16 protein-coding genes and 1 other annotated feature are annotated in these 26383 nt (G+C 36.9%); of the genes, 4 read left to right on the top strand and 12 right to left on the bottom strand.

Translation table 11 applies throughout. The annotated features are described in order from the left end of the window. Nucleotides 1–225: 225 nt before the first annotated feature. Together BR43_RS11150 and BR43_RS11145 are read left to right on the top strand one after the other, a co-directional pair. Nucleotides 226–978, top strand: coding sequence for a threonine/serine exporter family protein (locus tag BR43_RS11150; RefSeq protein WP_034562033.1), 753 nt, complete (start codon nucleotides 226–228; stop codon nucleotides 976–978). Between the two features lie 12 nt (nucleotides 979–990). Continuing rightward, nucleotides 991–1443 (top strand): threonine/serine exporter family protein, encoded by a 453-nt coding sequence (locus tag BR43_RS11145; RefSeq protein ID WP_034562032.1) that lies wholly within the window; start codon nucleotides 991–993, stop codon nucleotides 1441–1443. A 92-nt stretch (nucleotides 1444–1535) separates the two neighbouring features. Here the strand turns inward: BR43_RS11145 and BR43_RS11140 are convergent, their stop codons facing one another. The 9 genes from BR43_RS11140 to BR43_RS11100 form a co-directional block, all read right to left on the bottom strand. Next, nucleotides 1536–9041 carry an adhesive domain-containing protein gene (locus BR43_RS11140; RefSeq protein ID WP_051933924.1) on the bottom strand — a complete coding sequence of 2502 codons (7506 nt, stop codon included), beginning with the start codon at nucleotides 9039–9041 and terminating at the stop codon, nucleotides 1536–1538. Nucleotides 9042–9274: 233 nt separating this feature from the next. Then, on the bottom strand, nucleotides 9275–10300 hold the full coding sequence (locus BR43_RS11135) for a WxLIP family cell surface protein (protein WP_034562030.1): 1026 nt from the start codon (nucleotides 10298–10300) through the stop codon (nucleotides 9275–9277). Nucleotides 10301–10345: 45 nt separating this feature from the next. Beyond that, nucleotides 10346–11107: a WxL domain-containing protein gene (locus BR43_RS11130; RefSeq protein ID WP_034562029.1), complete on the bottom strand. Its 762-nt coding sequence runs from the start codon at nucleotides 11105–11107 to the stop codon at nucleotides 10346–10348. 111 nt (nucleotides 11108–11218) lie between these two features. After that, nucleotides 11219–13597 carry a hypothetical protein gene (locus BR43_RS11125; protein ID WP_051933923.1) on the bottom strand — a complete coding sequence of 793 codons (2379 nt, stop codon included), beginning with the start codon at nucleotides 13595–13597 and terminating at the stop codon, nucleotides 11219–11221. Nucleotides 13598–14055: 458 nt separating this feature from the next. Beyond that, nucleotides 14056–14496: a hypothetical protein gene (locus tag BR43_RS11120; RefSeq protein ID WP_034562028.1), complete on the bottom strand. Its 441-nt coding sequence runs from the start codon at nucleotides 14494–14496 to the stop codon at nucleotides 14056–14058. A 145-nt stretch (nucleotides 14497–14641) separates the two neighbouring features. Beyond that, on the bottom strand, nucleotides 14642–14908 hold the full coding sequence (locus BR43_RS11115; RefSeq protein ID WP_034562026.1) for a hypothetical protein: 267 nt from the start codon (nucleotides 14906–14908) through the stop codon (nucleotides 14642–14644). 521 nt (nucleotides 14909–15429) lie between these two features. Beyond that, nucleotides 15430–16581 (bottom strand): pyridoxal phosphate-dependent aminotransferase, encoded by a 1152-nt coding sequence (locus BR43_RS11110; protein WP_034562025.1) that lies wholly within the window; start codon nucleotides 16579–16581, stop codon nucleotides 15430–15432. Between the two features lie 88 nt (nucleotides 16582–16669). After that, entirely contained in the window at nucleotides 16670–18148 is a 1479-nt protein-coding gene (locus BR43_RS11105) for an ABC transporter substrate-binding protein/permease (protein WP_034562024.1), read from the bottom strand. Nucleotides 18149–18307: 159 nt separating this feature from the next. Then, the gene (locus BR43_RS11100) at nucleotides 18308–19498 is read right to left on the bottom strand and encodes an MFS transporter (protein ID WP_034562023.1); all 1191 of its coding nucleotides are present in this window, start codon (nucleotides 19496–19498) and stop codon (nucleotides 18308–18310) included. An 86-nt stretch (nucleotides 19499–19584) separates the two neighbouring features. Then, nucleotides 19585–19858: a binding site (T-box leader), on the bottom strand. A gap of 191 nt (nucleotides 19859–20049) precedes the next feature. Between BR43_RS11100 and BR43_RS11095 the strand changes: the two genes are divergently transcribed. Both BR43_RS11095 and BR43_RS11090 read left to right on the top strand, forming a co-directional pair. Continuing rightward, the gene (locus BR43_RS11095; protein ID WP_034562022.1) at nucleotides 20050–21504 is read left to right on the top strand and encodes an amidase; all 1455 of its coding nucleotides are present in this window, start codon (nucleotides 20050–20052) and stop codon (nucleotides 21502–21504) included. A gap of 27 nt (nucleotides 21505–21531) precedes the next feature. Further along, entirely contained in the window at nucleotides 21532–22467 is a 936-nt protein-coding gene (locus BR43_RS11090) for a dihydroorotate oxidase (RefSeq protein ID WP_034562021.1), read from the top strand. A 103-nt stretch (nucleotides 22468–22570) separates the two neighbouring features. Here the strand turns inward: BR43_RS11090 and BR43_RS11085 are convergent, their stop codons facing one another. From BR43_RS11085 to BR43_RS11070, 3 genes are all read right to left on the bottom strand, one after another. Further along, nucleotides 22571–23665: an iron-containing alcohol dehydrogenase family protein gene (locus tag BR43_RS11085; protein WP_034562020.1), complete on the bottom strand. Its 1095-nt coding sequence runs from the start codon at nucleotides 23663–23665 to the stop codon at nucleotides 22571–22573. Between the two features lie 670 nt (nucleotides 23666–24335). Continuing rightward, complete coding sequence (locus BR43_RS11075) at nucleotides 24336–24866, bottom strand: dihydrofolate reductase family protein (RefSeq protein WP_034562017.1); 531 nt, start codon at nucleotides 24864–24866, stop codon at nucleotides 24336–24338. Nucleotides 24867–24979: 113 nt separating this feature from the next. Then, entirely contained in the window at nucleotides 24980–26293 is a 1314-nt protein-coding gene (locus BR43_RS11070; protein ID WP_034562016.1) for an MATE family efflux transporter, read from the bottom strand. Nucleotides 26294–26383 lie beyond the last annotated feature (90 nt).

Here is a 26383-nt window from a genome sequence, read left to right as displayed (position 1 = left end):
TTTACATAACTAGCTCAATACTAATTAGATTTTATTGGATAATTTCTTTACTAAAAAAACGATACCCGTGACATAAAACAGTTTCATAAAAACTTAGCTTTTAGACTAAAACACCGTGAAAAATACTAGCTCGAAATCTTTTTTTACGGTACTATTAAGGTAATGTCATAGTCTTTATTTTGTAATCCTTTAGACTAGTAAAATAATTTTAGGAGGCACCGACTAATGTCCAATAAATCAATTGATTTGCTATTAGATACTTGCCTATTGGCTGGGAAGATTATGTTAGAAAGTGGTGCTGAAATGTATCGCGTAGAAGATACAATGAACCGAATTGCTGCTAATTTAAATGGGCATACCGGCATTAGTTTTGTAACACCTACTGGAATTTTCATGGGACTGGAAGGGGAAACTGGTTTAAAAATGCAACAGATTCCTAGCCGAACCATTAATTTAGAAAAAGTTTCTAAGGTCAATGATCTTTCACGAGACTTTACTGCTAATAAAATAAGTCTAGCTGATTTATCTAGTCGACTTAAAAAGCTAGAAAAAGATACCGAGAGTTTTCCTGCTTGGTTACAAATCTTAGCTGCCGCAATTGTCAGCGGTACTATGATGATTTTATTTGATGGTCGATGGTACGATTTTATTGCAACGTGTATGATTGGTGCAGTCGGATTTTCAGTTTCTTTCTATAGTACTGATTTTTTTAAAGTAAAATTTTTGTCAGAGCTAGTTGCTTCATTGGTTATTGGTGTTCTCGCAGTAGCTGCCGTTCACTTTCGTCTAGGTGTCAGTATTGATACTATGATTATTGGTTGCGTCATGCCTTTAGTTCCTGGAGTTGCTATCACAAATGCTGTTCGAGATTTATTAGCCGGTCACCTACTATCAGGTATGGCTCGTGGAATGGAAGCACTCATTACCGCCTGTATGATTGGGATTGGAATTGCCGTTGTTTTCCAATTATTTTACTAAGGAGGAATCAGATTGCTTTTTACAATTTTTATTCAATTAGCCTTTAGCTTTCTAACGACTGCTGCATTTGCCATTATTACAAATGTTCCAAAACGTTCTTTAATGACTTGCGGTTTAACAGGGATGTTAGGCTGGATTATCTTTTGGACTACAGATGCTTTAGGGGGCGGCGATGTTTTTGCAACATTTCTTGGCGCCTTTATCGTTGCACTAGCTAGCTACTTTTTCTCTAAACGCAAAAAACTACCCGTTACTATTTTTAATGTTCCTGGGATTGTTCCTTTAGTTCCAGGAGGTCTGGCCTACCAAGCCATTCGTAATTTAGTATTAGGAGATTATATAACTGCGATCGGTTTCTCTGTTCGTGTTTTAATGATTGCTGGTGCTATTGCTTCTGGACTTGTAATTTCAGAGGTCTTTAATCACAATATTCGGAGCTTCCGTGAAAAAAAAGAAAATTTCTAACTTTATAATCTATAAAACAAAGAAGTGTTCGCCAGATAAAAATCTAGCAAACACTTCTTTGTTTTCTAATGATCTAAACATCTATACTGTTCTTATTTTGTTGTTTTTTTATTTCTTTTTCTTAATAAGAACAATGCAGCTGCTCCAACAAGTAATCCACTAAACAATTCTAATGCAGAATAATCTTTTTCACCTGTTTGAGGGTAATTTTTATTATCTCCACGCGAGTAGCTTCCATTGCCATAGTTTACTTGCATATTGCCATTGTTAGTACCATTACTATTATTTCCAGTGTTACCAGTATTCGTTCCACCAGTATTGCCACCGTTGTTGCCATTATTACCACCCGTTCCTGGTTCTCCATCTGAATCATTTTGAACAATCACACTTCCGATTGGTCCAACTTTAGATGCTCCAGCATTCATTCCAGTGATCGTTGCAGTAATTTCATCTCCAGCTTTCAAGCTATAAACATCTGCCGCCATTCCTGCTGCAAACACTTGTGCTAAAGAAGCTGTAGCTGGTGATTCTAAACTTACAGTAAAGCTACCGTCTACTGCAACATCACCTTCTAGGACAGTTCCGTTTGGTAAGGTTACATTTGCCATAAATGTTGTACCTGTCGGAATTGGCATATTTAGATTGGCTTCCCCTGTGATTTCTGTATCCCCAACATAAACTGGATTAAAACTTGGGCGATTGATAATATAGTTATCCCATTCAGTATTTACTTTTGGTTCAATCGTTGTCACAATTGGATCGCTATCTTTCGTTTTTCCGTTATTTGTTCCTTGAACGATTGTTGAAATGGTATCACCATCTTTTAGAACTGTATCACCTAAATCTACAGTAAATGTTCCATCATCATTTAATGTTCCAGTTACTGTTGTTCCACCGGGTAATGTCACAATGACTTCAAAACCTGAACCATCTGGAATTGGTTTTGTTAATTCAACCTCACCTGTGACTTCAGTATCCCCAACATGAACTGGATTAACAGATGGTTTATTGATTACATAATTATCCCAATCTGAACTATCCGTTGCAGGGTCAATTGTTGTGACAACTGGATCACTATCTTTTGTTTTTCCATCATTTGTTGCTTGAACAATTGTTGAAATTGTATCGCCTTCTTTAAGAACGGCGTCACCTAAATCAACTTTGATTGTGCCGTCTGCTGCTACTGTGCCTGTTACTTTTGTGCCATCTGGTAACGTCACAACTGCTTCAAACGTTGTGCCAGCTGGAACTGGTTTTGTTAATTCAACTTTACCGGTTACTTCTTTATCGCCAGCTTTAACTGGATTAATTGTTGGTTTGTTCACCACATAATTATCCCAATCTGTTGTCGCTGCTGGGTCAATTGTTGTGACAACTGGATCACTATCTTTCGTTTTCCCATTATTCATCCCTTGAACAATTGTTGAAATTGTATCGCCTTCTTTAAGAACGGCATCACCTAAATCAACTTTGATTGTGCCGTCTGCTGCTACTGTGCCTGTTACTTTTGTGCCATCTGGTAACGTCACAACTGCTTCAAACGTTGTGCCAGCTGGAACTGGTTGAGCTATTGTTACTGAACCGGTTACTTCTTTATCCCCAACTTTAACTGGGTTAATTGTTGGTTTGTTCACCACATAATTGTCCCAATCTGTTGTCGCTGCTGGGTCAATTGTTGTGACAACTGGATCACTATCTTTTGTTTTTCCATCATTTGTTGCTTGAACAATTGTTGAAATTGTATCGCCTTCTTTAAGAACAGCGTCACCTAAATCAACTTTGATTGTGCCGTCTGCTGCTACTGTGCCTGTTACTTTTGTGCCATCTGGTAACGTCACAACTGCTTCAAACGTTGTGCCAGATGGAACTGGTTTTGTTAATTCAACTTTACCGGTTACTTCTTTATCCCCAGCTTTAACTGGGTTAATTGTTGGTTTAGTTACCACATAATTGTCCCAATCTGTTGTCGCTGCTGGGTCAATTGTTGTGACAACTGGATCACTATCTTTTGTTTTCCCATCATTTGTTGCTTGGACAATTGTTGAAATTGTATCGCCTTCTTTAAGAACGGCGTCACCTAAATCAACTTTGATTGTGCCGTCTGCTGCTACTGTGCCTGTTACTTTTGTGCCATCTGGTAACGTCACAACTGCTTCAAACGTTGTGCCAGCTGGAACTGGTTGAGCTATTGTTACTGAACCGGTTACTTCTTTATCCCCAACTTTAACTGGGTTAATTGTTGGTTTGTTCACCACATAATTGTCCCAATCTGTTGTCGCTGCTGGGTCAATTGTTGTGACAACTGGATCACTATCTTTTGTTTTTCCATCATTTGTTGCTTGAACAATTGTTGAAATTGTATCGCCTTCTTTAAGAACAGCGTCACCTAAATCAACTTTGATTGTGCCGTCTGCTGCTACTGTGCCTGTTACTTTTGTGCCATCTGGTAACGTCACAACTGCTTCAAACGTTGTGCCAGCTGGAACTGGTTGAGTTATTGTTACTGAACCGGTTACTTCTTTATCGCCAGCTTTTACTGGATTAATTGTTGGTTTAGTTACCACATAGTCATCCCATACTGAAGGTAGAACAGTAACTGCAATTTTAGCACTGTCTTTTGTTGAACCAGCATTCATACCTTCCACATATACTTTGACAATATCGTTGGCTACTAATGCTTTTCCACCTAAATCAATACTAATTGTTCCATCTGGATTGACTAACCCACTAACTTGGCTACCATCTGGTAAAGTTGCAATTGCGGTAAATGTTGTACCGACTGGAATTGGTTGTGCTAGCGTAACGGAACCTGTAATAGTTGCATCACCTGCACGAATTGGAGTAACTGTTGGTGCTGCTACTACATAATTATCCCAATCTGTTGTTACTTTTGGTAAGATCGTTGACGTGATTTTAGCACTATCTTTTGTTGTTCCACCATTCATACCTTCCACATAAGTGGTTACCATTGTACCTGCAACTAATGTTTTCCCGTTCAACTCAATTGTAATGCTTCCATCTGGATTCACTGGCGCTGTCAAGATACTACCATCTGGTAGAGTAACAATCGCTGTAAATGTTGTATCGGCTGGAATTGGTTGGGTTAATATTACTGAAGCTGTGATACTTGTATCGCCTTCGCGAATTGGATTCACAACTGGTGCCGTCACTACATAATTATCCCAATCAGGATTTCCATCAGGAGCTAATACGGTTGTGGTAATTTTTCCACTATCTTTTGTTTTTCCTGCATTCATCGCTTCCACATAAGTGATTAATGTGTCGCCTGCTTTAATTGTTTTGCCGCCTAAATCTACTGAAATGCTGCCATCTGGATTCACTGGCGCACTCAATTGACTTCCATCAGGTAAAGTGACAATCGCTGTAAATGTTGTACCGGCTGGAATTGGTTGAGTTAATGTCACAGAACCAGTGATTTTAGTATCGCCTGCATGAGCGGGGTCAACAGTTGGTGCTGCCACGACATAATTTGTCCAATCAGGATTTCCATCTTTTGCCATTACAGTTGTATCTACTTTTGCACTTGTTTTCGTTTCAATGCCATTTTTTGCTTGGATCACTGTTGATAATGTGTCCCCAGCTTTTAGAACATAGCCACCTAAATCTACTGAAATCGCACCATCTGGATTCACTGTTGCATTGACTGTACTTCCATCAGGTAAAGTAACTGTCGCTGTAAATGTTGTACCAGCTGGAATTGGTTGAGTTAATGTCACATTTCCAGTTACAGTGGTTGCATCGTCATAAACGGCATCAATCACTGGGCTTGCTACGATATAATTCGTCCATTCTGGATCAACTGTTGGAGCTAAAATAGTCGTAGAGATCGTATCACTGTTCTTCATGTCGCCATTATTCGTAGCTTCAATTAGAGTTTGGATTGTATCCCCTGCTTTTAATACATACCCGTTAAGCGGAACATCAATCGCGCCATCAGGATTCACGACTGCATTCACTTTTGTTCCATCTGGTAAAGTAACAATCGCTTTAAATGTTGTACCAGCTGGAATTGGTGTATTTAGCGTCACCGTTCCAGTTACACTTGTATCATCTGCATGAACCGGAGCAATAATTGGCGTTGCCACAATATATTTTTCCCATTCAGTATTGCCTGGTTGTGCTTGAACTGTTGTAGTAACAGTTTGACTTTCCTTAGTAATCCCATTATTGGTTCCCTTAACAATTGTTGAGAAGGTATCACCTGTTTTCAGCACATATCCACCTAAATCAGCTAGAGAAATTGTACCGTCATTTTGAACATCCACTGTAATCACTGATCCATTTGGTAATGTGACACTCGCCACAAAACTACTTCCAGCTGGAATTGGTTGATTTAAGGTTACTTTTCCTGCAATAGCAGTATCTCCATCAAATGCTGGATTGATCACTGGATTCGCTACAACATAGTTCGTCCATTCTGGATTTGTATCTTTTGCCATAACTGTTGAGGTAACTGTTGGGCTATTTTTCCCATCTGTTCCATTTTTTGCTTGAATAACCGTTGAAACTGAATCACCTGGTTTCAAGACGTAGCCGCCCAAATCAACTGAAATCGCGCCATCTGGATTGACAACTGCATTCACTTGACTACCGTCTGGCAAAGTAACTACGGCTGTAAATGTTGTGCCTACTGGAATTGGTTGTGCTAACGTTACCATTCCTGTTACTTTTGTCGCATCATTATAAATAGGATCAATGACTGGCGTTGCCACTACATAATTCGTCCATTCTGGATCAGTTTCTTTAGCTAACACCGTTGTGCTAACACTTGGACTATTTTTGCCATCGGTACCATATTTCGCTTGAATAACCGTTGTCAATGTGTCATTAGCTGCTAATACCGCTCCACCTAAATCAACTGAAATCATACCATCTGCATTCACTGGTGCAGATACAATTGAACCGTCAGGTAAAGTAATATTTGCTGTAAATGTTGTACCAACTGGAATTGGTGTATTTAGCGTTACCATTCCGGTCACTGTCGTATCTCCAACACGAACTGGATTAATTGTTGGTGTCGCTACTACATAATTCGTCCATTCTGGATCAACTAGTACAGGTAATACAGTTGAAACATATGCTGAACTTTCTTTACCCTCTAGTCCATATTTTGCTTGAACCGTTGTCGAAAGAGTTTGACCAGCTGTTAACATTTTCCCAGCTAAATTAATCGTAATCGATCCATCTGGACCCACTAAACCAGTTACTTTACTTCCATCTGGCAACGCCACTTGTGCTGTAAAGACGGTTCCCACTGGAATCGGTTGATTGAGTGTAACCTTACCCGTTAAGCTTGTATCGCCTTCACGAATCGGATCCATAACTGGTGCTGCTACAATATAATTTGTCCATTCTGGATTGCTAACAGCTTGAACTATTACATGGACAGTCGCACTTGTTTTCGTTACTCCATCTAATGAACCTTGAACTACGATCGACACGTCCTCACCAACGGCTAGCGTTTTCCCATTCAAAGGAAGTGAAATACTGCCATCGCCATTGACCGGCGCTGTAATTTGACTGCCATCTGGTAATGTTGCAATTGCTGTAAAGCTAGCACCATCTGGAATCGGCGTAGTCAAAACAATAGAACCATTGATACTTGTTGCATCTGTATAAAGCGGCTCAATGATTGGTGTAGTAATGACATAATTCAACCAATCTGCTGGATTATTTGTAACAGTTGAAGACACTGCGACACTATCCTTCGTCACTCCATCATTTGTTGCTTCAACAATCGTCGAAAGAGTGTCCCCTTTTTTCAAATCGTAACCATTTAAAGGAACCGAAATACTGCCATCGCCATTGACCGGTGCAGTTACTTTAGTACCATCTGGTAAAGTAACAATCGCAGTAAATGTTGTACCAGCTGGAATTGGTTGGGTTAATGCTACTGTTCCAGTTACATTTGTATCCCCTGAATAAACTGGTGCAATCACTGGCGGAGCCACAACATAGTTATCCCATGCTGGATTTGTAACAGTTGTTGTAATCGGTACACTATTTTTAATCACACCTGCATTTGTTCCTTCAACAATTGTCGAAATGACATCGCCCACTTTAGGAACATAACTGCCAAATGGAATTGAAATCGCTCCATCTGCCCCTACTGTTCCGTTGATTGTTGAGCCATCTGGTAATGTTGCAATTGCGTTAAATGTTGTACCAGCTGGAATTGGTTGAGTTAACACTACTGATCCAGTTAAAGAGGTATCTCCAACATGAACCGGAGTAACTACTGGCGGAGCTACAACATAAGCATCCCACTCAGGATTACTAACCGCTAAAACAGTTGTTGCAGTAGCAGTACTATCTTTAACTACACCGCCATTTGTTCCTTCAATAATAGTTGATAAAACATTCCCTGCTGCAAGTTGTTTGCCACCTAAAGGAACTGAAAAACTACCATCTGGATTAACTGGTGCAGTTACTTGGCTACCATCTGCTAACGTGATGATTGCGTCAAAAGTTGATCCTGCTGGAATTGGTTGGGTCAATACAACATTCCCACTAATACTTGTATCCCCTACATGAACTGGGTTCACTGTTGGTTGATTAATCAGATAGTTATCCCATGCTGGGTTCGCAAAGTTTAATGTTACATTTGCTCCCTCACTATTGATATCTCCCAAAAGAGCTAAATCAATGACTGTACTTTTCACTGCAGCTGCGTGAATGGTTGCTTGAGCTGCATCGGGTTTAGAAACGGTAAATGTAGCTTCATAGCTTGTGCCTGCCAATAAATTCACACTTAAGAATTCATTTAAAACATTACTACTACCATTCGCAATATTATTAACTAAGGCAAATACAGGATTAAGCGCTGCCTTTAACGTATTTAGTAAAGGATTTAAAGTAAGCCCTATTAAACCTGAAAAAGATAACTGATTGACAGCTTGTTCTAACGGAAGAAATGTTCCAGCAAATGCTTTACGAACATAGTTCCCAAAACCATCAGTAAAATCAACACTAATTGATTTACCATCTGCTGAGACGACTCCTGGTAATGATTCTTGGTATGCACCTAAAGTTTGAGCATTTTGAATAGATTGAAATGCTGTTTTCAATGCGTCAAGATTCACACCTAATGGTTTCGCTGCTACATCTAACGCATTAATTGCTGCGCCGATTGTTCCAATAACTTCATGAACACCAGGAACATTTCCAGGTGTAATTGGCAATAAATTGGCATCTATATTAATAGTTGCGCCGCCAACTACTTTTCCTTGTAGTTCAGGTGGTAAACTAAAGACCACTACTTTAGGATCCGCTAAACCAACACTAGCTAAGGCTTGCCCAGAAAAAGTTAAGTCGATATCATAATTCCCTTGTGCATTTGGGCTTAGATTTGTTCCATTATTTGAAACTAATGTATTATTTCCTAAAATACTTACATCGGCTAACCCTGCTGCTTGTGCTGTTTGATTTTGAATACCTAAGAACTGGCCATTTTGAAAAATCGGGGCCGCTGGTGAAAATAACAAAGCCGAAGTTGCTGTAATAATTACGGCTTTATGCAACACTTTTTTGCCTAAATGATGTTTCTGATTTCCCTCGTTTTTACTCCGACTAACCATAGCTCTATTCCTCCTTATTTTAAAACAATCTTTAACTACTCCATTTCAATCAAACAATGATAAAACAACAAACCTCTATTTAAATCGAATAATCTAAAATTCAATCATCTATCAATCTCACTCACTACTTGTTGATCAATCTCCTCCCAACATCCATTTCACTCTTAAAAATTTTGCTCATTTTAGTTAATTGATCCCCCTCCTTATCGTTTTCTTAGTGACCTCATTTAGCTTTATCGTATTTTTTGACTACGACGACCACTCCAATAGGCGAAACTACCTACTGCAATAATCAAAACCACTCCGCCACCTAAGAAGAACCAGCTATAATCCCGTGGTTTTGCCTGAACATCCAATGATGTTTTATTGTATTTATCTGCAACATCAGATTTCACAACAAAATCTTTACTCATTTTCCAATCTCGGTAGCCATCATTTGCAGTTAACTCCACTTGATAATTACCTGGTTTAAATGCTTGATCATCTAAAGGAATGCTATAATTAAAATTAGAATTAGGTGCCATTTTCAGATTATCTTGTTGTTTTGCATATAGAACTTCCTTCTTATCCGCAGCATAGACCTTTGCTTCAACTCGCATTTTTTGAACCATCGCCGGATTTTGGTTTTGAATGTTCAGCAACACAACATTGTGACCAACCTTCTGACTTGGCTTCACATCATTCAACGCCAGTTTCGGTTTAATATCTTGATCCGTTTCGCTTAATAAAACACCAATCGTATAGGCAAATTTATTCTCAATCGCCACACTATCCTTACTTTCAGCATTCTTTTCAGTCGTATCTTTTTCTTTAAAATAAAGCCCACCTAAAAGATAACCATCAAATTCTTTCGTTGGCATTTTCAAAGTCACTTCCAACGTTTGTGTTGATTTTTTAGGGACAACTGTTTCTTTTGGAACAGTTGCTATTTCAGCGAAGGAGAAGGCTAAGCTAGAATCTTTTTTACTAGTTGAATTGGTATAATCAGCAATGCCATTATCATTAGTCGTTGCCGTATTAGCCGTTGTTTCAACGATAATATCTTGATCTGTTTCATTTTGTAATTCGACTTGTAGAACTTGTTCCTGTCCCGCCGTCATTCGTAAATCAAAATAACTTTGTTCCTTATTGCGTTGATTCTCTGGCAAAATAGCTTTAACAGCAAAATTCATTTCATGAGCCAAACTAACTTGCGGCGCTATTCCAAAAAAACAACTACTTATTCCTAGTAAAAATACCCCTTTTATAATGTGTTTCATTGCTTCTCCCTCGCTTACTTCTAATATTTTCTTCAACAATTTAGATTAAAGAGGGCTATCCTCTAAATTCCAAGTTAAGGAAGTTTTGTATTGGCTATTTTGAACTTTAGCTGTTGTTAACGGTACAGCTAAACTAATCGCTTGCGCTCCAGTTGTTGTATCACTACCAAATGAAGATATCCATGTTCCCATCCCCGTTGCTGGTGCTGCTACAGCTACAGTTGAAGAAGCCGTCCCAGTTGGATCAAGAATTGCAATCGAAGTAACAGGAGCCAATGTCAAACTCAATTGTGATTTAGTCGTTGCCTTATTTAAGGTTAAGACTGCATTTGTCAACGTTGCCGGAGTCGTGTCTGCTGTTTTAAATTGACCATTTTGTTTGACTGTTAATTTCCAACCAGTATTTAATCCACGTTTATCTGTTACTTGGACATAGTTAGGAACGGAAATTGTGTTGCCACTAGAGACTTCCTTCACGGCATCTAATTTGGCATAAAAAAGACTGTCTTTGGTTTGCACGGTTTGACTGCCAAAATGAAAATTAGATACATAATCAATACTTAGCGGACCTGCTGTTCCAGGACTATGAGGGTCATTGGGATTGGCTGGATCGACTGGAGTAACTGGATCAGTTGGATCTAACGGATTGACTGGGGGAGTGATTGCGGTATCTTGAGTAAATGTAACATCAGAGATTGAATTCATTGTTCCTGCCGTCGCTGCTAATACTGAATCTCCACTCCCTATTAAAAATAGCGGAGCCAGTAAACTAACCATTGTAAACGTAACCATATTTCTTTTTTTCATAACAAACGCCTCTTTCCCTTTTTTATTTATCTCTCTCCTTTTTTAAGGAAGCCAAACCAAAATCAGATTGTATCTTGTTTTCTTACTTGTCCTTTTTGACTAAACTACTAGCTAAATAGGCGCATCACTAAGTATCCACTCTAAACTGCCTTGATACTTTTGATTGACATTAAGATTGGGACCTGGTGTTAAATTCAGGCGAATTCCCTCGTTCGTTTGCCAATTCAGATTGACATTACTGGCATCTGGCGAGGTATACGCCATTACTTCTAAACTAGTTTGATTGATTGGCTTATCCACACCATTTTGACTGTAAACAAAAGCCCCTGGTATAATCTGGTTCGTCAAAGACGTTAATGGCTGAGCCTCTCTAACATATAGATGCCACTGACTTTTGTTAATTCGTCCATCTGCCACAGTTAATATATTGGATAAATTCGTGCGATTATAAACGGTTGGCTTTATCGGAACTGCCAAATTTTTAAATTCAATTGTCGTTGGAACTTGAATAAATCGCAATGTTCCATTACCAACCAACATAGTCTGACTACTACTTTGCTGAGTAATACTCTGTCCCCCACCATTCATTCCATCTAAAAAAATTGAATGAACTAGGTTTTTATTTAACGCACCATCACTTACCGTAGCCGTATATTGCAAAATCAAAGCCTGATTGGCTTGCGTTAAATTATTTGCTGATAAACTATTTTGATAGTTCCAGCCTTGCAATGATGGACTTGCTGGATTCGCAACTAATAAAGGCGCTCCTAGATTCACAAGACTTCCATCAGCATTCTTTTTCACTACTTGTGCATTGGCATAGTTGGTTAATCCAGCAGGAATCCAGTCTTGTAAACGTTGCTGATTCCATATTGCATTGGCATTTGTTAGAGTAACGGTTGAGGTATAACGAATAACTTGACCGGTTACTACCGAAGGAGCTACTTCCCACAAACCTTGACTATTTTGCCGTTCTAAGACTTGAGTAATCGTCAATGAGGGGTTAATAAAGGACACCGTTTGGGCAACAACCGGTGTTTCAATAAGCAATTTTCCTGTTCGTGCGCTATATCCTTGAATGGAAACAGCTACTAAATCTCCCCCTTGAATAGCTGGATTGGCTGTAAAAGAGTAGGCTCCATTGACTGGTAAATTAATGATTTGCTCACGACTCACATTATTATTAATCTGCAATCGTGATTTATAAGTACCTCCTGTTGTTTGTAGAGCTGAACCCGTAATCGCGGTTGTTCCAACGGTGACTTGATTTAGCACCGGAGAAACTAATGGCCAACTAACTTGAATCGAACTGCTAGGTAAGCTTTGATAAATCTCGGTAGTTGTCTTGGATTTGGCTGTCACAGTCGCCATTACTGAATCTAAATACTCAACTGCTGCTGGAATATCTACTGAAAAATTTCCATCACTACCAATTAAGATATTTGTTAAAATCGGTGGCGAAGCTGTTCCATCCACCCGTTGAATCGATAAATTAACAGTATAGGTATAAGCGCTATCTTGCGTTTGAGCAAACCGACCAGTAACCCTTGTTTGATTATTCAAAATCGGACTAGTTAAACTCGGCGCATCTACTTTTACTATTGGGCAAGTTCCCAAAGACATTGTCGATGCTGCAATCACTCCTGCCTTACTATTTCCTGTGACCAAGCTAATCCCATCAGCACTACTATTAAAATCAGCAACCACTGGATAATTAGAACCATTTATGGCAGCAGGAATAGTAATTCCATTTTTATACAGCGTCACCACATCGAATTTAATATCCGCCTTCCACTTATTCAAAATACCTACAGAAGCCGCTGTTGTTGCAAATGTAACCACAATCGCACCGTATTTTGCGTTATAACTTAAACTAAAAGCTGTTGTTGCTGCATGTAAATCAATGTCTTGATTAAACAAAAGTCCATTTGGAATGGTGATGGTTCCTGTTAATTTAGATAAAAAAATCGCTTGATTTGCCGTGCTCCCATTTAGTTGATTCGCTATTTCACTAGGAAGTTGGATGACAATCATCGGCGTATCATTAAACGCTAAACTAGCCAACGGCACATATTCATAAGCAATGTGTCCCACTCCTTGACCACAACTACCAATTAAATACTCGGCAGTCAATTTACTAGTTCCTAATGCAATCAATTTCGGATCAGGGTGCGTATTTGATGGCATCACATCTGTTTCTTGCATTTCCTTCATTTCACTATTCGGAACTTCAACTTCTTGATTCATTTGGGAAGTATCCATTGCAGGGTCTTCCGTAACAGCCGAATTCGCTTGAAGTGACGGTGGCAGTTGATTTGGGCTCATCTTTGCCGAATCTTCAACGGGAGAACTATCCGCTGTTATCCCACATCCAACGGTTGATGGTTCAGTTTCATCAGTGGCAAATACAGATGCCTCGCCACTAACTACTGGAGAAATACAGAATAAAAAAACTATCAGCATAGTAGCAATCTTTTTTTTACTCTCCATCTTAATCCCCTCCCCGTCAAAATTATTTTTGTAATAAAAATAACAAAAAAATTAAAAATAAAAAGCGTTTCATATCTACTTCACAAATACACCCTTATCATCATGGTTATAATACTCCATTACAAAAATTAAATCTAATATAAACTCTTATTTTTTTGAATCCATTAAAAAACGGCGTTAAATACTTATATATACAAGTATTTAACGTCACTCACAAACAACTTACAAAAGCTTGTCACTAATGGTTTTCTCATTGTTTTTTCTTTTTTTGCTCATTTTTTCACTTGTTTTTTTCATTTTTTATAAAAACAACTTTTTTATTTATTAACATGGTAATGTTTTTTAAAATAACTAAACATTTCAAGAATTATGTTTTTTATTCCCATTGACATTTAGGCACAAAAAAAGCCAGAGATGCTTATTCAGCATTCTCTGACTTTTACATAACACGCAAAATTTTATTCATTTGTTTTTTGATTCCTAAGTTCCCCTAAAAAAAGCTCTTCATGATATTGATGAAGAAATTCATTAAATGATTCAATCTCATCATAAGTTACATCTAATTCTTTAGCTTCAAGTGATTTTTGTAAAAAGGTTCTTATTGCACGCTCATACATTAACGTATTTGTTTCAATCTCTGAAAAACTCAATTTACTTTGGGCTTGTTTTGAAAAACGTCGTTTATAAAACTCTTCCAATAGTCCATCCGGCCTCGTACCATATACATTTTGAATAAATTGCTGAATCAACCATTTCGTCTCACTTTTAAATGCAAACTCAGCTTCTGCACTCTTTTTTACACTCATTCCTTCAAAACTATGTTGATAATAATAGCGGTACCAAAAATCAATATAGCAATCCTGTTCTTTAATAAGAAAGTAGATAATCTTATTATTCATATGCATTCCTCAAAATTCTATAAATTATTATGTTCAATACTTCACGTCTTAGCTTTATATATTATATCCATAACGTTACCTTTATTCAATAAAAAAATGTTCGATTCATAGACCTATTACTATGAGCCAAACATTTTTTTATCATTCATTTAGATAACATTAAACTCTTTATAATATCGTCATTTCTCAATTCTAGTGCTTCTACGAATTCTTCAATATATGTGATTTCTATGATATTATCTAGTCTCAAAAAAATTAAGTCACTAATTTCGTTTGTACTTAGATTATCTGGAAAAATAAATGTACGATGAAATTCTTTATTCTCGATTGCGCCATCCATTTTCATGATTTTAGCAACAAACCCAATATGATAGATTAATCTATCATTCCAATACTTATCAATTGATGACATCTAAACATTTACCTCCTTAATTAAAATATGCTTCAGTCTCCCGTCGATTTTTATTGACTACTTATACTATTTTATTATTAGTGCAGTTAAAATATAGCACATCTATCACAATACTTGAATACATAATTGAGTCAATTATTTTTTTAAAATTTCAGATTTATGATAAATTAAAAAAACAAAATGATCACTAGTTATCTTAATATATAAAAAAACTATCCAAAAGCTTTTAAAAAGGTCTTGATAAATGACAAAAACTATTTAAAACCGTCATTTAATCACAAATCATCCTTCCTTACAAATTTGTAAGAAAGGAGAAATTCCATTAATATAAAAAATACTAATTCTCTCTATTTCTAGATTTACCCTTGATAATGTACCTTTATTCACTAATCAAATCCACTCTAAAATCACAGAATTTTTTTATTTTTTTTGTTATTCTTACTGCTTTTTTTAAACGTCCACGAATTGGAAAATATTTATAGCAGAATTCACTTCATTAGATAACAAAGACTGAAATTTTGCTAATCAAACGTTAACTGCGCCAAGCGATTAAACGCTTCTGTTAAAATTTCTCGATTTTGCGTAGCCGCTAAACGAACATAGCGATCTCCAGATTCTCCAAAAGCTAAACCTGGAATAACTAAAACTTGAGTTTCTTGTAAAACATATTGGCTGAATGCCATTGAATCCATCCCAGTTTTACTAATATTGATAAACGCGTAAATGCTCCCTTTTAGCGGATGTAAGGACAAATAAGGAATTTCTGCAACTCGCTGTGCAACGTACTCTAAACGCTCCTTAAACACCTCGCTAACCTTAGGTATCAGCTCCTCCGCATGATCCAAAGCATAGATAGCTGCTCGCTGTGAAGGCGTTGGTGCTGAATAGGTAATTCCCTCATTCAATAACTTCGCTGCTGCATTTAAATAGCTCGGTGCCACCATGTAACCAATCCGCCAACCAGTCATCGAAAAATTCTTCGACAAACTCCCAAAAGTAACTGTATGATCGGGCGCATACGTTGCCATCGGGACAAACTCATCATAAAAACTAAACCCATCATAGACTTCATCAGATAAAATAAAAAAGTCGTACTTCTTAGCTAACTCAGCAATTTGTTTAAATGTCTCCTGAGAAAAAACAGCTCCCGTTGGATTATTTGGTGAATTTAAAATCAAAGCCTTCGTTTTATTGGTAATCGCTGCTTCTAAAACGGCAATATCAATTGCAAAACCATCCTTTTCATAGGTTGGAATGAAGACAGGGACACCTCCAGAATTCACCACTTGATCTTTATAGGGTGAAAAATACGGCTCATGAATAATTACCTCATCTCCCGCATCTAAAATCGTTTGCAATGTTAAATACATCCCGTGTAACGCGCCAACAGTTGCTCTAACTTGATCCTTTTCAAAGGACAACTGATAAAAGCGCTGATAAAAGCTCAAAATCGACTCAATCAAATCAGCACTTCCGCCAGATTCAGTGTATTTCGTATGTCCATTTTTCACATCTAAAAAAGCTTGTTGAATAATCCGATCATCTGTAATTAAATCCGGATCGCCTATCGACAAATCAATTAAATTTGGTGTATTTTTAGCTAATGTTCCAATATCTGCTAGAATATTCAACGAAGCCACTTGATGATGTTTTGCTAATTTTTTATAATCCATTTCTTCCCCTACTTTCCCTTTATCTAGCCAATGGAAGCTCTGACTACAGAAAGGCTTAGCTTTTCTGCAATAGAGGCTACTTTATTTATCAATCACTTGCCTGCATACGACGTTCTGCCACTCCTAATAATCTCGATAACGTAAACGTTAAGACAAAGTAAATCAATGAGGTAATAACTAACGGTAAGAACGGTTTAAAGCTAGCTCCTTGAACAACACCCGTTTGAAACATTAGCTCTGTCACTCCAATTACGGAAACAACTGAAGACTCCTTGATAACTGTAACAAATTCATTCCCCAAAGCGGGTAAAATATTTTTAACGGCTTGTGGCAAAATAATATAACGCATACTTTGCCCTTGACTCATTCCAAGCGAACGAGCAGATTCTGTTTGCCCTTTATTCACAGCTTTGATTCCTGCACGAATAATTTCAGCGACATAAGCGGCACTGTTTAAAGATAGCGCAATACAACTCGAAGTAAAGGCCGAAAGATCAAGCCCGAACAATGCCGTTCCACCAAAGAAGACTATGAACGTCTGAACTAAAAGCGGCGTTCCACGAACGTACTCTACATAGATGGCTGCTGGCCAACGCAATAATTTTGTTTTAGATAATTTCATTAAGGCTAGTACTGAACCCAGAATAGCCCCAAAAATAACACCAATAATCGCTAACAAAATTGTATACATCGTTCCTTTAACAAAATAACTACCATATTGCTGAATAAAGCTACTTTTTTGGAACATCAACTCTCTAGCTTTCTCCTGATAACCCTTTAATAAATCTTTATCTTTAATTTCTTTAATAGACTTATCAATCTGCGCCTTAAAGGCTGGATTATCCTTCTCAATCGCCACTGCCGTTTGTTTGTCCCCATCAGTAAATTTCACATCAGCATATTCCATATCATCATTCTGACTTAAGTACGCGTCAGCGACAGGACCTTCTAAAACCAATGCATCAACCTTTTTTTCTTGCAAATTCAAAATTAAATCCGGGACCTTCTGTAACGAAACAGGCTTTGAACCATACAATTCATTTTTAGCCAATGCTTCTTGAGTAGTTTGTTTTTGCACGCCCACCTTGACACCGTCAAAATCAGTCACCTTCGTATATTTCTTTCCATCGCCTTTACGCACAATCACTTTTTGTGTAACTTCCATATAAGGCTCAGAAAATGCAACTTGCTTCAATCGTTCCGGACTTGGCGCAATACCAGAAATAATCATATCAAGCTTTCCTGTTTGTAAAGCACCTAATAAACTATCAAAATTCATTTCGGTAATCACTAGTTTAACACCCATATCGTCTGCAACCTTATTGGCTATATCAATATCAAAACCAACAATTTTATCCTCGCCATCAATCGTTTGATGGAATTCATACGGTGGATAATCTGCCGATAGTCCAACAACTAAAAAACCTTTTTCTTGTACAGCTTTCAATTTTGTATCCGTTATTTCCCCTTCAGCAGAGACTATCATAGCAGGAAATACAAATGAAAATATAATGACGAACACTCCAATAAGTGAGGCTATCTTTTTAAAATTACTTTTTTTAACCATCAAACCATCCTTCCAAACTTCTCATTAAATTCTTTTCTAATTCTAACCATCATACACTTAAATGAGTAATTATTCAATATTTTTTTCTTAAAACGGATAAAATCATATTTTATACATAATATACACCTTTTTATACATTTTCATTTCTAATCTCCATTTTTATACAGAAATTCTTTTTAAAACTCTCATCAACAAAAAAACAACGAGACACATTACTAATTCGGTTCCGACTAAAACCATTCTTAAGGGAATAACTGTTGCCATACTACTAATTATTGCAACTAAAATAACCTCTGCCAATGATTCGACGATTCCAAAAGTTGCTGTAATTTGTCCTAATTTTGCTATTGGAAACTTCAATTGAATGAAGGTCTTAAAACCTGTATGAATATACGCTAAAGCAAAGGATAATAAAAAACACCCCGCACCAGCAATAAGAAAAGTCGTAGCTAAACTAAACAAAAGATAGCCTATCGTATACAATATTGAACCCAGAACAAGTAAATGCTTAACCTCCAGTTTATCAATAATTAGACTATTCAAAATCGAACCAATGACAAAACCAGCTCCCGCAATACTGACTAACCATCCATATTTACCATCACTTAAAAGTAAAATCTCTTTGGCAAATACTGCTTCTACAGAGTCTAAACTAGCCGCAAAAATAAATAAACTAGAAACTAGTCCATATAACATCACTTCCAATCGATTCTCTTTAGCAAAATAGCCAATATCCTTTAATCCAGTTTGATACTCACTAACGAATGAAGTTGTTTTTGCATCCTCACTATGTGCTAATTTATAATTAGGTAGGCATCCAGTTAAACTCGCTGAGAAAAACAAAGCAATGATATTGACTAAAACTGCCAATTTTGGTGTACCTAATGTGAGCAAAATCCCAGCAATTGCAGGACCGACTAAAAAGCCACCCGAACTAACTAAGCTAGTCCATGCATTGAATTTCTTGCGTTTTCTTTCTGGAATAGCCAAGGTAGTATAGCTAAGAGCAATGGGTTCGTACAAAGCCCCTGCACCTTGAATCACAAAAACTAGAACATAAACCCAAGTCAGATTTTCGTTTACTAACAGTAAACTGATTAAGCCGCCTCGAAATATATCTAAATAAATCAGCCAACGCTTTTTATTTAATTTGTCCACAACCCCATGAAAACAAACATTGGTTAGAATCGTTGCAGCTGGTCGTAAAAGATACAAAATCCCCACTGAAAAAGCTGTGCCGCCTCGATTTAAAATCATCAAATTAAGAGCAATAAAGTAAATCCATTCACCAATATTGGCAATTCCAACACTAGTTAAAACTAAGATAATCGCTTTATTTTTTTTTAACATAATTAGCACCACTTTTCTTTTTTATTTGTACTTTTCATTGCTAAAAAGTTTTCATAAAATAAAAAAACACCCCCAAGAATTTTATTCTTAGGAGCGATTAACTTCGCGGTGCCATCCCTATTCAAAATAATGTCACCATTATTTTCTCATTAAGTACATCTATGTGCCAAAACATCCACACAATCCCATACTGTAGCTCTATAACGGGAGCATCCGACCATCCATCAAATAAACAACCTTCAATCCGAATAGCAACTCCAAGGACTTGTTTCATCTGTAACATCATTGCCTACTTGCAGCATCTATAGGCTCTCTAATAATGACGAACAACAAACTACTTTCCCTTATCAACGTTTTTTATTAAGAGCAATCGTATCAGATTCATCTACTATTGTAAACTCGAAAACTCATTAAATAACGCATATACAAAAATAGGGATCAGTTTTTAAAAGAAAGTTAATCCAAATAAAAAAACACGAACTATTAAATTTATATTAACAAATTTAGCCTTAAATTATGATAAACTAAACGGAAAGGAGGAATCAAAATTAATGATGGATGGGTTAGATTTTGTAACTAAATTAGCAACCAATGAATTATCAGCAGTTGAACTAATCGAAGACGCTTTTGCAAAAATTGAAAAGCACAATCCACTATTAAACGCTGTTGTTCATACTCGAAAAGAAGCCGCCTTAAAGGAAGCTTCCACTAGAAATCTTCAAGACACACCATTTAAAGGCTTGCCTTTCCTTACAAAGGGATTAGGACAAGAACTGGTCAACGAACCAAGTAATGGCGCTAGTCGCTTATTCGATGGACAACTAGCAAACAAAACAAGTCACTATGTCCAAGCTTTGGAAAAAGCGGGCTTTATTATAATCGGGCAAACGAACGCGCCTGAATTTGGTTTTAAAAATATTACCGATCCTCAACTTCACGGACCTAGTCGCAATTCTTGGAATCCCGATTATTCACCTGGTGGTTCAAGTGGTGGAGCAGCTAGCAGTGTCAGTAGTGGAATGGTTCCAATTGCTGGTGCTAGTGATGGTGGCGGATCGATTCGGATTCCCGCAGCCTTTTCCGGGCTAATCGGCTTAAAACCAACACGTGGTAGAACTCCTGTTGGACCAGGAAGCGGCCGCAATTGGCAAGGAGCAGCGATTGACTTCGCTTTAACAACTTCTATGCGGGATACGGCTGCAATGCTGGACGTCTTACAAGTAATCGAACCTGCAGCAGCCTTTCAAGTGCCACTATTTAAAACAGGTTATCTAAATACGTTGAATCAAAAAATCGAGAAACCTTTCAGAATTGCTTATAGCCTTGAGTCTCCAGTAGGAACTCCCGTCAGCCAAGAAGCAAAAGATGCGGTGTTAGCCGCTGTTCACTTTTTAGAAGAACAACATTTCAACGTCATAGAACAGCAGAACCCCATTAACGGGCTTGATTTGATGAAAAGCTATTATGTTATGAACGCTGGTGAAACTGCAGCTATGTTTGCCAATACCGAGAAGAATCTACAGCGTTCGCTAACTAAACAAGACATGGAACTCATGACTTGGGCATTGTTTACTACTGGAAAATCAATTTCTGCTGCAGAATATTCTAATAGTTTGGCACTTTGGGATCACGCTGCTGAAGAAATGGCTCAGTTTAATGAAACCTATGATTTGTATTTAACACCAACGACAGCGGATACTGCGCCACGCATTGACGCACAATTACAAACAACTGAACAGCTAAGCCAACTCGAAAGAATTGACGAGCTAACAACTAACGAACAGCAGCAAACGATTTATGATATGTTTGAGAAAAGCTTAGCAATTACACCATTTACACAACAAGCCAACTTAACAGGACAGCCCTCAATTAGCTTACCCACTCATCTTGCTAAAAATGGTTTGCCTTTAGGAATTCAATTTACAGCCCCAAAAGGAAAAGAAGATTGGCTATTACAAATGGGTGTTTTATTTGAAAAGCACAATAAGTTCATTCACAAAAAATAACAGAACATACGAAAAGGAGAAAATTAAATGTCTTTAAAAACTACAATCAATCAATTTACTTTTGAAAACTGCTTAATGAATGCTTCAGGTGTTCATTGTTTGACTTCAACAGATATGTTAGACGTTTTAAACTCAGATGCAGGAGCAGTTATTACGAAGAGTGCTACCCCACAAGAACGTGCTGGGAATCCTTCTCCTCGTTATTTTGATGTTCCTCTAGGTAGTATTAATTCTATGGGACTTCCCAATAATGGTTTTGACTATTATTTAGAGTTCGTTTTAGGACAACAAGACAAAACGCCAGAAAAGCCACTTTTCTTCTCTGTTGCTGGCATGAGCTTCAACGAAAATATTGACATGCTTACAAAAATTCAAGAATCAACCTATACAGGCTTAACTGAATTAAATCTATCTTGTCCCAATCTACCTGGCAAACCACAAGTTGGCTATGATTTTGAGCAAACTGAACTGATTCTAACTGAAGTTTTTTCCTTCTTCACAAAGCCACTAGGTGTAAAGCTGCCACCATATTTTGATATTGTTCATTTTGAACAAATGGCGGATATTTTAAACAAATTCCCGTTAACTTATGTAAATTCAATCAATAGCATCGGAAATGGTCTTTACATTGATATCGATGCAGAATCGGTTGTCATTAAGCCTAAAAACGGCTTTGGTGGACTTGGAGGAGATTATGTCAAACCTACCGCTTTAGCAAATGTACGCGCCTTTAGAACCTTGCTTAAGCCTGAAATCGCAATTGTTGGAACAGGCGGTATCAAATCGGGGCAAGATGCTTTTGAACATATACTATGTGGAGCATCCATGTTACAAATCGGCACACAGCTACAAAAAGAAGGAACTGCTGCATTTGAACGAATTTCTCGCGAACTAGCAGAAGTAATGGCTGAAAAAGGCTATCAAACACTAGACGAATTCCGCGGAAAATTAAAAACAATCTAAAAAAAGCACTGCAAAAGTTAGCTAGTCATTGTAGTGACCCCAAAAAGTCTAACTTTTTGGGGTCACTACACACCCAGACTATCACTTTGCAGTGCTTTTTCATTTAAATAAATTCTGCTTGATACTCCTCTAACGTAGCAAATGCTTGAAAAAGCTTTTCAGCCGTAATCTCATCCGGCAATAAATGGATATTTTCCCCTTCTGCTGTAGCCAATTCCGCTACTTTTCTTAACAAATCTGGAGAAGTTCCCGCTAATCCCATATCTGCTAAAGAAATCGGCAAACCCAACTGTTGATAAAAAGGAATCAGTTCAGCAATCTCACTGACTTTCCCTTCCAAAATTAATTGCAGAAAAATACTATAAGCAACTTTATTGCCATGTAATTGGCGATGCGATGCCGGAACGATGGTTAATGCATCATGAATCGAATGAGCACCTGCTGTCCGTCCATACTCATCACCAAAGCCACCAACCATTCCAGCAACTAAGATATTCGTTTCAACAATCTTGATAAAAGCTGAATTAATTTCTTGGCGTTCCATTGCTTCTAACGCTGATTCACTGTAAGCTAACAAATTACTATGACATAGCTTTGCTGCAAAATAAGCAACCTCCACTTCAACCGGTGGATTCTCAATCTGCTCAATCACAACTCTCGCTTCATACCATTTGGCCAACGTATCGCCAATTCCTGCTACCATAAATTTAATTGGTGAATTTAAAATAATCTCAGGATCAACTAAAACCAAACTGTTGCTTGTTGGAAAAATATCCAGTGCCGTCATTTCACCTTTTTCATTATACATCACGCTTAAAGGCGTATAGGCTGCACAAGTTGACGCCATTGTTGGCAAAATAATACTTGGTATATGTAGTTTAGCAGCAGCAGCCTTCACCACATCACTAATCTTTCCACCACCAACTGCAACAATTCCATCTAATCCCTGGGCTTTAATAATAGCAATTAAACGATCACGTTCCTCATAGCTACTCTCCCCATGATACTCTTCAAAACTAGCTTGAATGATGTTAAATCTTGGAAACTTAGCCTTCGCCACTTCCCATGAAGCTTTCCCATGAACGACTAAAACGTGCTGTAATCCTCGCTGAATCAGTCGTTCTTCCAGCCCGTTCCAGCAATCAATCTCACAAATATATTCCTGCGGTGCCCCTCGCACAATTAAGGTCTCTTTCATTCTCCCGCCTACTTTCGGTTAGTTTCATTGTCTAAATCATCAATATTACATGCAATTATACGCCATCTCTTAAAGAATGAAAAGATAATAGTTAGAATTTGATGATAAAAAAGCATTTTAGAATCTAAGCAAAACTCTTCTAAATCGATTTATTTATCTCATTACTTCAAATAAAATTGAATAAGTTAATTTAATTTGATATTCTAAAAAATGACTGATTTATATTTTCAAAGGAGGGTGTCATTTTGGAATTTTATTCACAATGTAATCGACATATTTTAGATAGTAACGGTAATTGTCCTAGTTGTAGTCTCAAAGAAGCATTAAAACCTACTGAAAAAAGCAGTAAAAATTACTTACTTTGGTTATTCATACTATTGTCTAGTATCGTTGTATTAACGCCACTTTGGGTATTTATACATCTCCTATATGTCCTAGCATTTCATTCAGTATCCTAATGCAAATAGATCTACCTTATGGAAAACAAGCGACTCTCCATTGCACTTATGATCCTCCTGTTCACATTAACACAGAACATACAAACACCAACCAACTCCCTTAAATTTAATTCGTCATTCTTATGAATGGTGAAGCTAATTTACACGATTTATTCCCTAATAAAAATAAGAGCTAGACAAGATAGGTTTCATCTTGCCAGCTCTTATTCAGCTTATTTTTTTGAATAAATCGAATAAATTATCCCATTTTTTTGATAAACTTCATTTACTTTTAACTCTACAGGACCAGAAAATTCTGGAAACAATGGAATCCCTTTGCCTAATATCGTTGGAATCGTTGTAATGATGTACGTATCAATTAAATTCGCTTCAACTAACGGTGAAATAATACTACCACCACCAATAATCCAGATTGCCCTGCCTTCTTCTTTTTTTAACTTGTTCACTAAATCGACTGGATTTTCATTAGTAAATACTAACTTATCACTGTTTTCATCAAGACGATTTGTAATAATATAAGACATCTGTTCTTCATAAAAATACTTGTCTGGTGAAAGTTCAATCGTCACTTGATCATAGGTCGTTCTTCCCATAATTACTGTGTCGATTTTGTCCAATAAATCTTGATAAGATGTATCCTCTTCTGTCACCTCAATGTTATTTAGAAAATCAATATTTCCATCTGATGCAGCAATATAACCATCCAAACTAACCGCAATATATAAAATGATTTCTCGACTCATTATGAACAACTCCTTTAATTCAAACTATCTCTTATTTTATACTATTTCTAATAAGAATAGCTAGCGACATGATTAAGCAAACACAGACAGATTTCAACAAATTACTCCTTTTATCATTTCATTTTTATATTTTTCTTAATTTCAACTCGATAAAAAACAGTAAATAACACATACAATATCAAATAATTACTCGCTAATAAAAATAAAATAACAGTCAAATCCAATCCAACTGACTGATTTAGAGAAAGTAACACACCTAAAATCAACAGATTAACCACTCCTGTAATCATAAGGGTTAACTTTTCTTTTCCAATCGCCTGTAAATTCATCTTAGCGACTTCAAAAAAGGGCTGTGTCAAGCTAGTGAATAAAACAATAGACAAAATTGAGCTAGCTTTTTCAATAATCGCTGGTTTATTGGTAAAAAAAGCAATTGAAACTGGACGAAAAAGATACAATACTAAAGCCATTCCGATATATATACTTAAAATAAGTGTTAGCCCAACGATAGGTAGACTTAACAATTTCTTTTTATCCTTTTCAGCGATATATTCCCCTGTCAGTACTACAATTCCATTGCAATACATAAACATCGGAGCCAAACACAGATCAACTAGCCTACGACAAACACTGTAGGCTGCAAAAGAGACAACACCTAGTCGAGACAATAACGCCGTTACCCCAACACTAAAAATCGAACCTTCTAATAATTCCTGAGCAAATAACGGAATACTTTTTCTTAATAAAAAAAGCTTCTTAGAACCTTTTATCGGAACTAATGCTACAATGTCTTTACGTAGTACAAAAAAGTAACAGCACACTTCTAAAAGTAAAGTTCCCGTATTCGCAAAACTGATACCTAGAATACTGTAGTCATTATTTTTAAAGACAACATATACTAGAAATAACGAACTAACGACTTGAAAAATCGAACCAATCATTCCAATTAACAAGATATTCCTTGTCTGTTTTTTGACTTTCATTTGATTCGATAAAGAAAATATCAACATATTTAACAGAATTTGCACAGAAGAAATTTGAGCATAAAAAACACCGATGGTCAGCACATCATTTTGAAAGCCATATAAAACTTTTAGAAAGTAAGAACTAAATAACATAATTAAACTAGTGAAAATCAGCCCAATTATCATATTCAACTGAATAATAGATTTAAAATAATCTTTAAAAGCTAATGGATCTGATAGTCTAACTCTGGAAGAATATATATTAAAAGATAACGTTCCTACACCTAATACACCAATCATAGAGTAAATAAACGTATTGACTACTTCTGTTGCTGCAATCGCATTAACCGAAATCCGCCCAATAATCGCAGCCAACAAAGAGCCGATTAAAATGGCAAATAAATTATTAGCAACTAATGGCAATGAAAACTGATTCAGCTCTTTTGCTATATTTTTATTCATAACATTCCTTTCTAAAATTTATTATGCAGTGTAGCTGATTGAATGACACCTACTATATCCTTTCGGTTTTTATTCTGCAATTTGCTAAAC

The organism is Carnobacterium gallinarum DSM 4847 (assembly GCF_000744375.1).
Taxonomy (GTDB): Bacteria; Bacillota; Bacilli; order Lactobacillales; family Carnobacteriaceae; genus Carnobacterium; species Carnobacterium gallinarum.
Note: the sequence above shows the minus strand (reverse complement) of the source record. Positions and strands in the feature narration are given on the sequence as shown.

What these genes read in the sequence shown, in the direction of transcription:
- BR43_RS11140 (WP_051933924.1), bottom strand. Translation starts at nt 9,041, where the DNA reads ATGGTTAGTCGGAGTAAAAACGAGGGAAATCAGAAACATCATTTAGGC.
- BR43_RS11075 (WP_034562017.1), bottom strand. Translation starts at nt 24,866, where the DNA reads ATGAGTCGAGAAATCATTTTATATATTGCGGTTAGTTTGGATGGTTAT.
- BR43_RS11110 (WP_034562025.1), bottom strand. Translation starts at nt 16,581, where the DNA reads ATGGATTATAAAAAATTAGCAAAACATCATCAAGTGGCTTCGTTGAAT.
- BR43_RS11090 (WP_034562021.1), top strand. Translation starts at nt 21,532, where the DNA reads ATGTCTTTAAAAACTACAATCAATCAATTTACTTTTGAAAACTGCTTA.
- BR43_RS11105 (WP_034562024.1), bottom strand. Translation starts at nt 18,148, where the DNA reads ATGGTTAAAAAAAGTAATTTTAAAAAGATAGCCTCACTTATTGGAGTG.
- BR43_RS11100 (WP_034562023.1), bottom strand. Translation starts at nt 19,498, where the DNA reads ATGTTAAAAAAAAATAAAGCGATTATCTTAGTTTTAACTAGTGTTGGA.
- BR43_RS11095 (WP_034562022.1), top strand. Translation starts at nt 20,050, where the DNA reads ATGATGGATGGGTTAGATTTTGTAACTAAATTAGCAACCAATGAATTA.
- BR43_RS11135 (WP_034562030.1), bottom strand. Translation starts at nt 10,300, where the DNA reads ATGAAACACATTATAAAAGGGGTATTTTTACTAGGAATAAGTAGTTGT.
- BR43_RS11085 (WP_034562020.1), bottom strand. Translation starts at nt 23,665, where the DNA reads ATGAAAGAGACCTTAATTGTGCGAGGGGCACCGCAGGAATATATTTGT.
- BR43_RS11115 (WP_034562026.1), bottom strand. Translation starts at nt 14,908, where the DNA reads ATGTCATCAATTGATAAGTATTGGAATGATAGATTAATCTATCATATT.
- BR43_RS11070 (WP_034562016.1), bottom strand. Translation starts at nt 26,293, where the DNA reads ATGAATAAAAATATAGCAAAAGAGCTGAATCAGTTTTCATTGCCATTA.
- BR43_RS11150 (WP_034562033.1), top strand. Translation starts at nt 226, where the DNA reads ATGTCCAATAAATCAATTGATTTGCTATTAGATACTTGCCTATTGGCT.
- BR43_RS11120 (WP_034562028.1), bottom strand. Translation starts at nt 14,496, where the DNA reads ATGAATAATAAGATTATCTACTTTCTTATTAAAGAACAGGATTGCTAT.
- BR43_RS11130 (WP_034562029.1), bottom strand. Translation starts at nt 11,107, where the DNA reads ATGAAAAAAAGAAATATGGTTACGTTTACAATGGTTAGTTTACTGGCT.
- BR43_RS11125 (WP_051933923.1), bottom strand. Translation starts at nt 13,597, where the DNA reads ATGGAGAGTAAAAAAAAGATTGCTACTATGCTGATAGTTTTTTTATTC.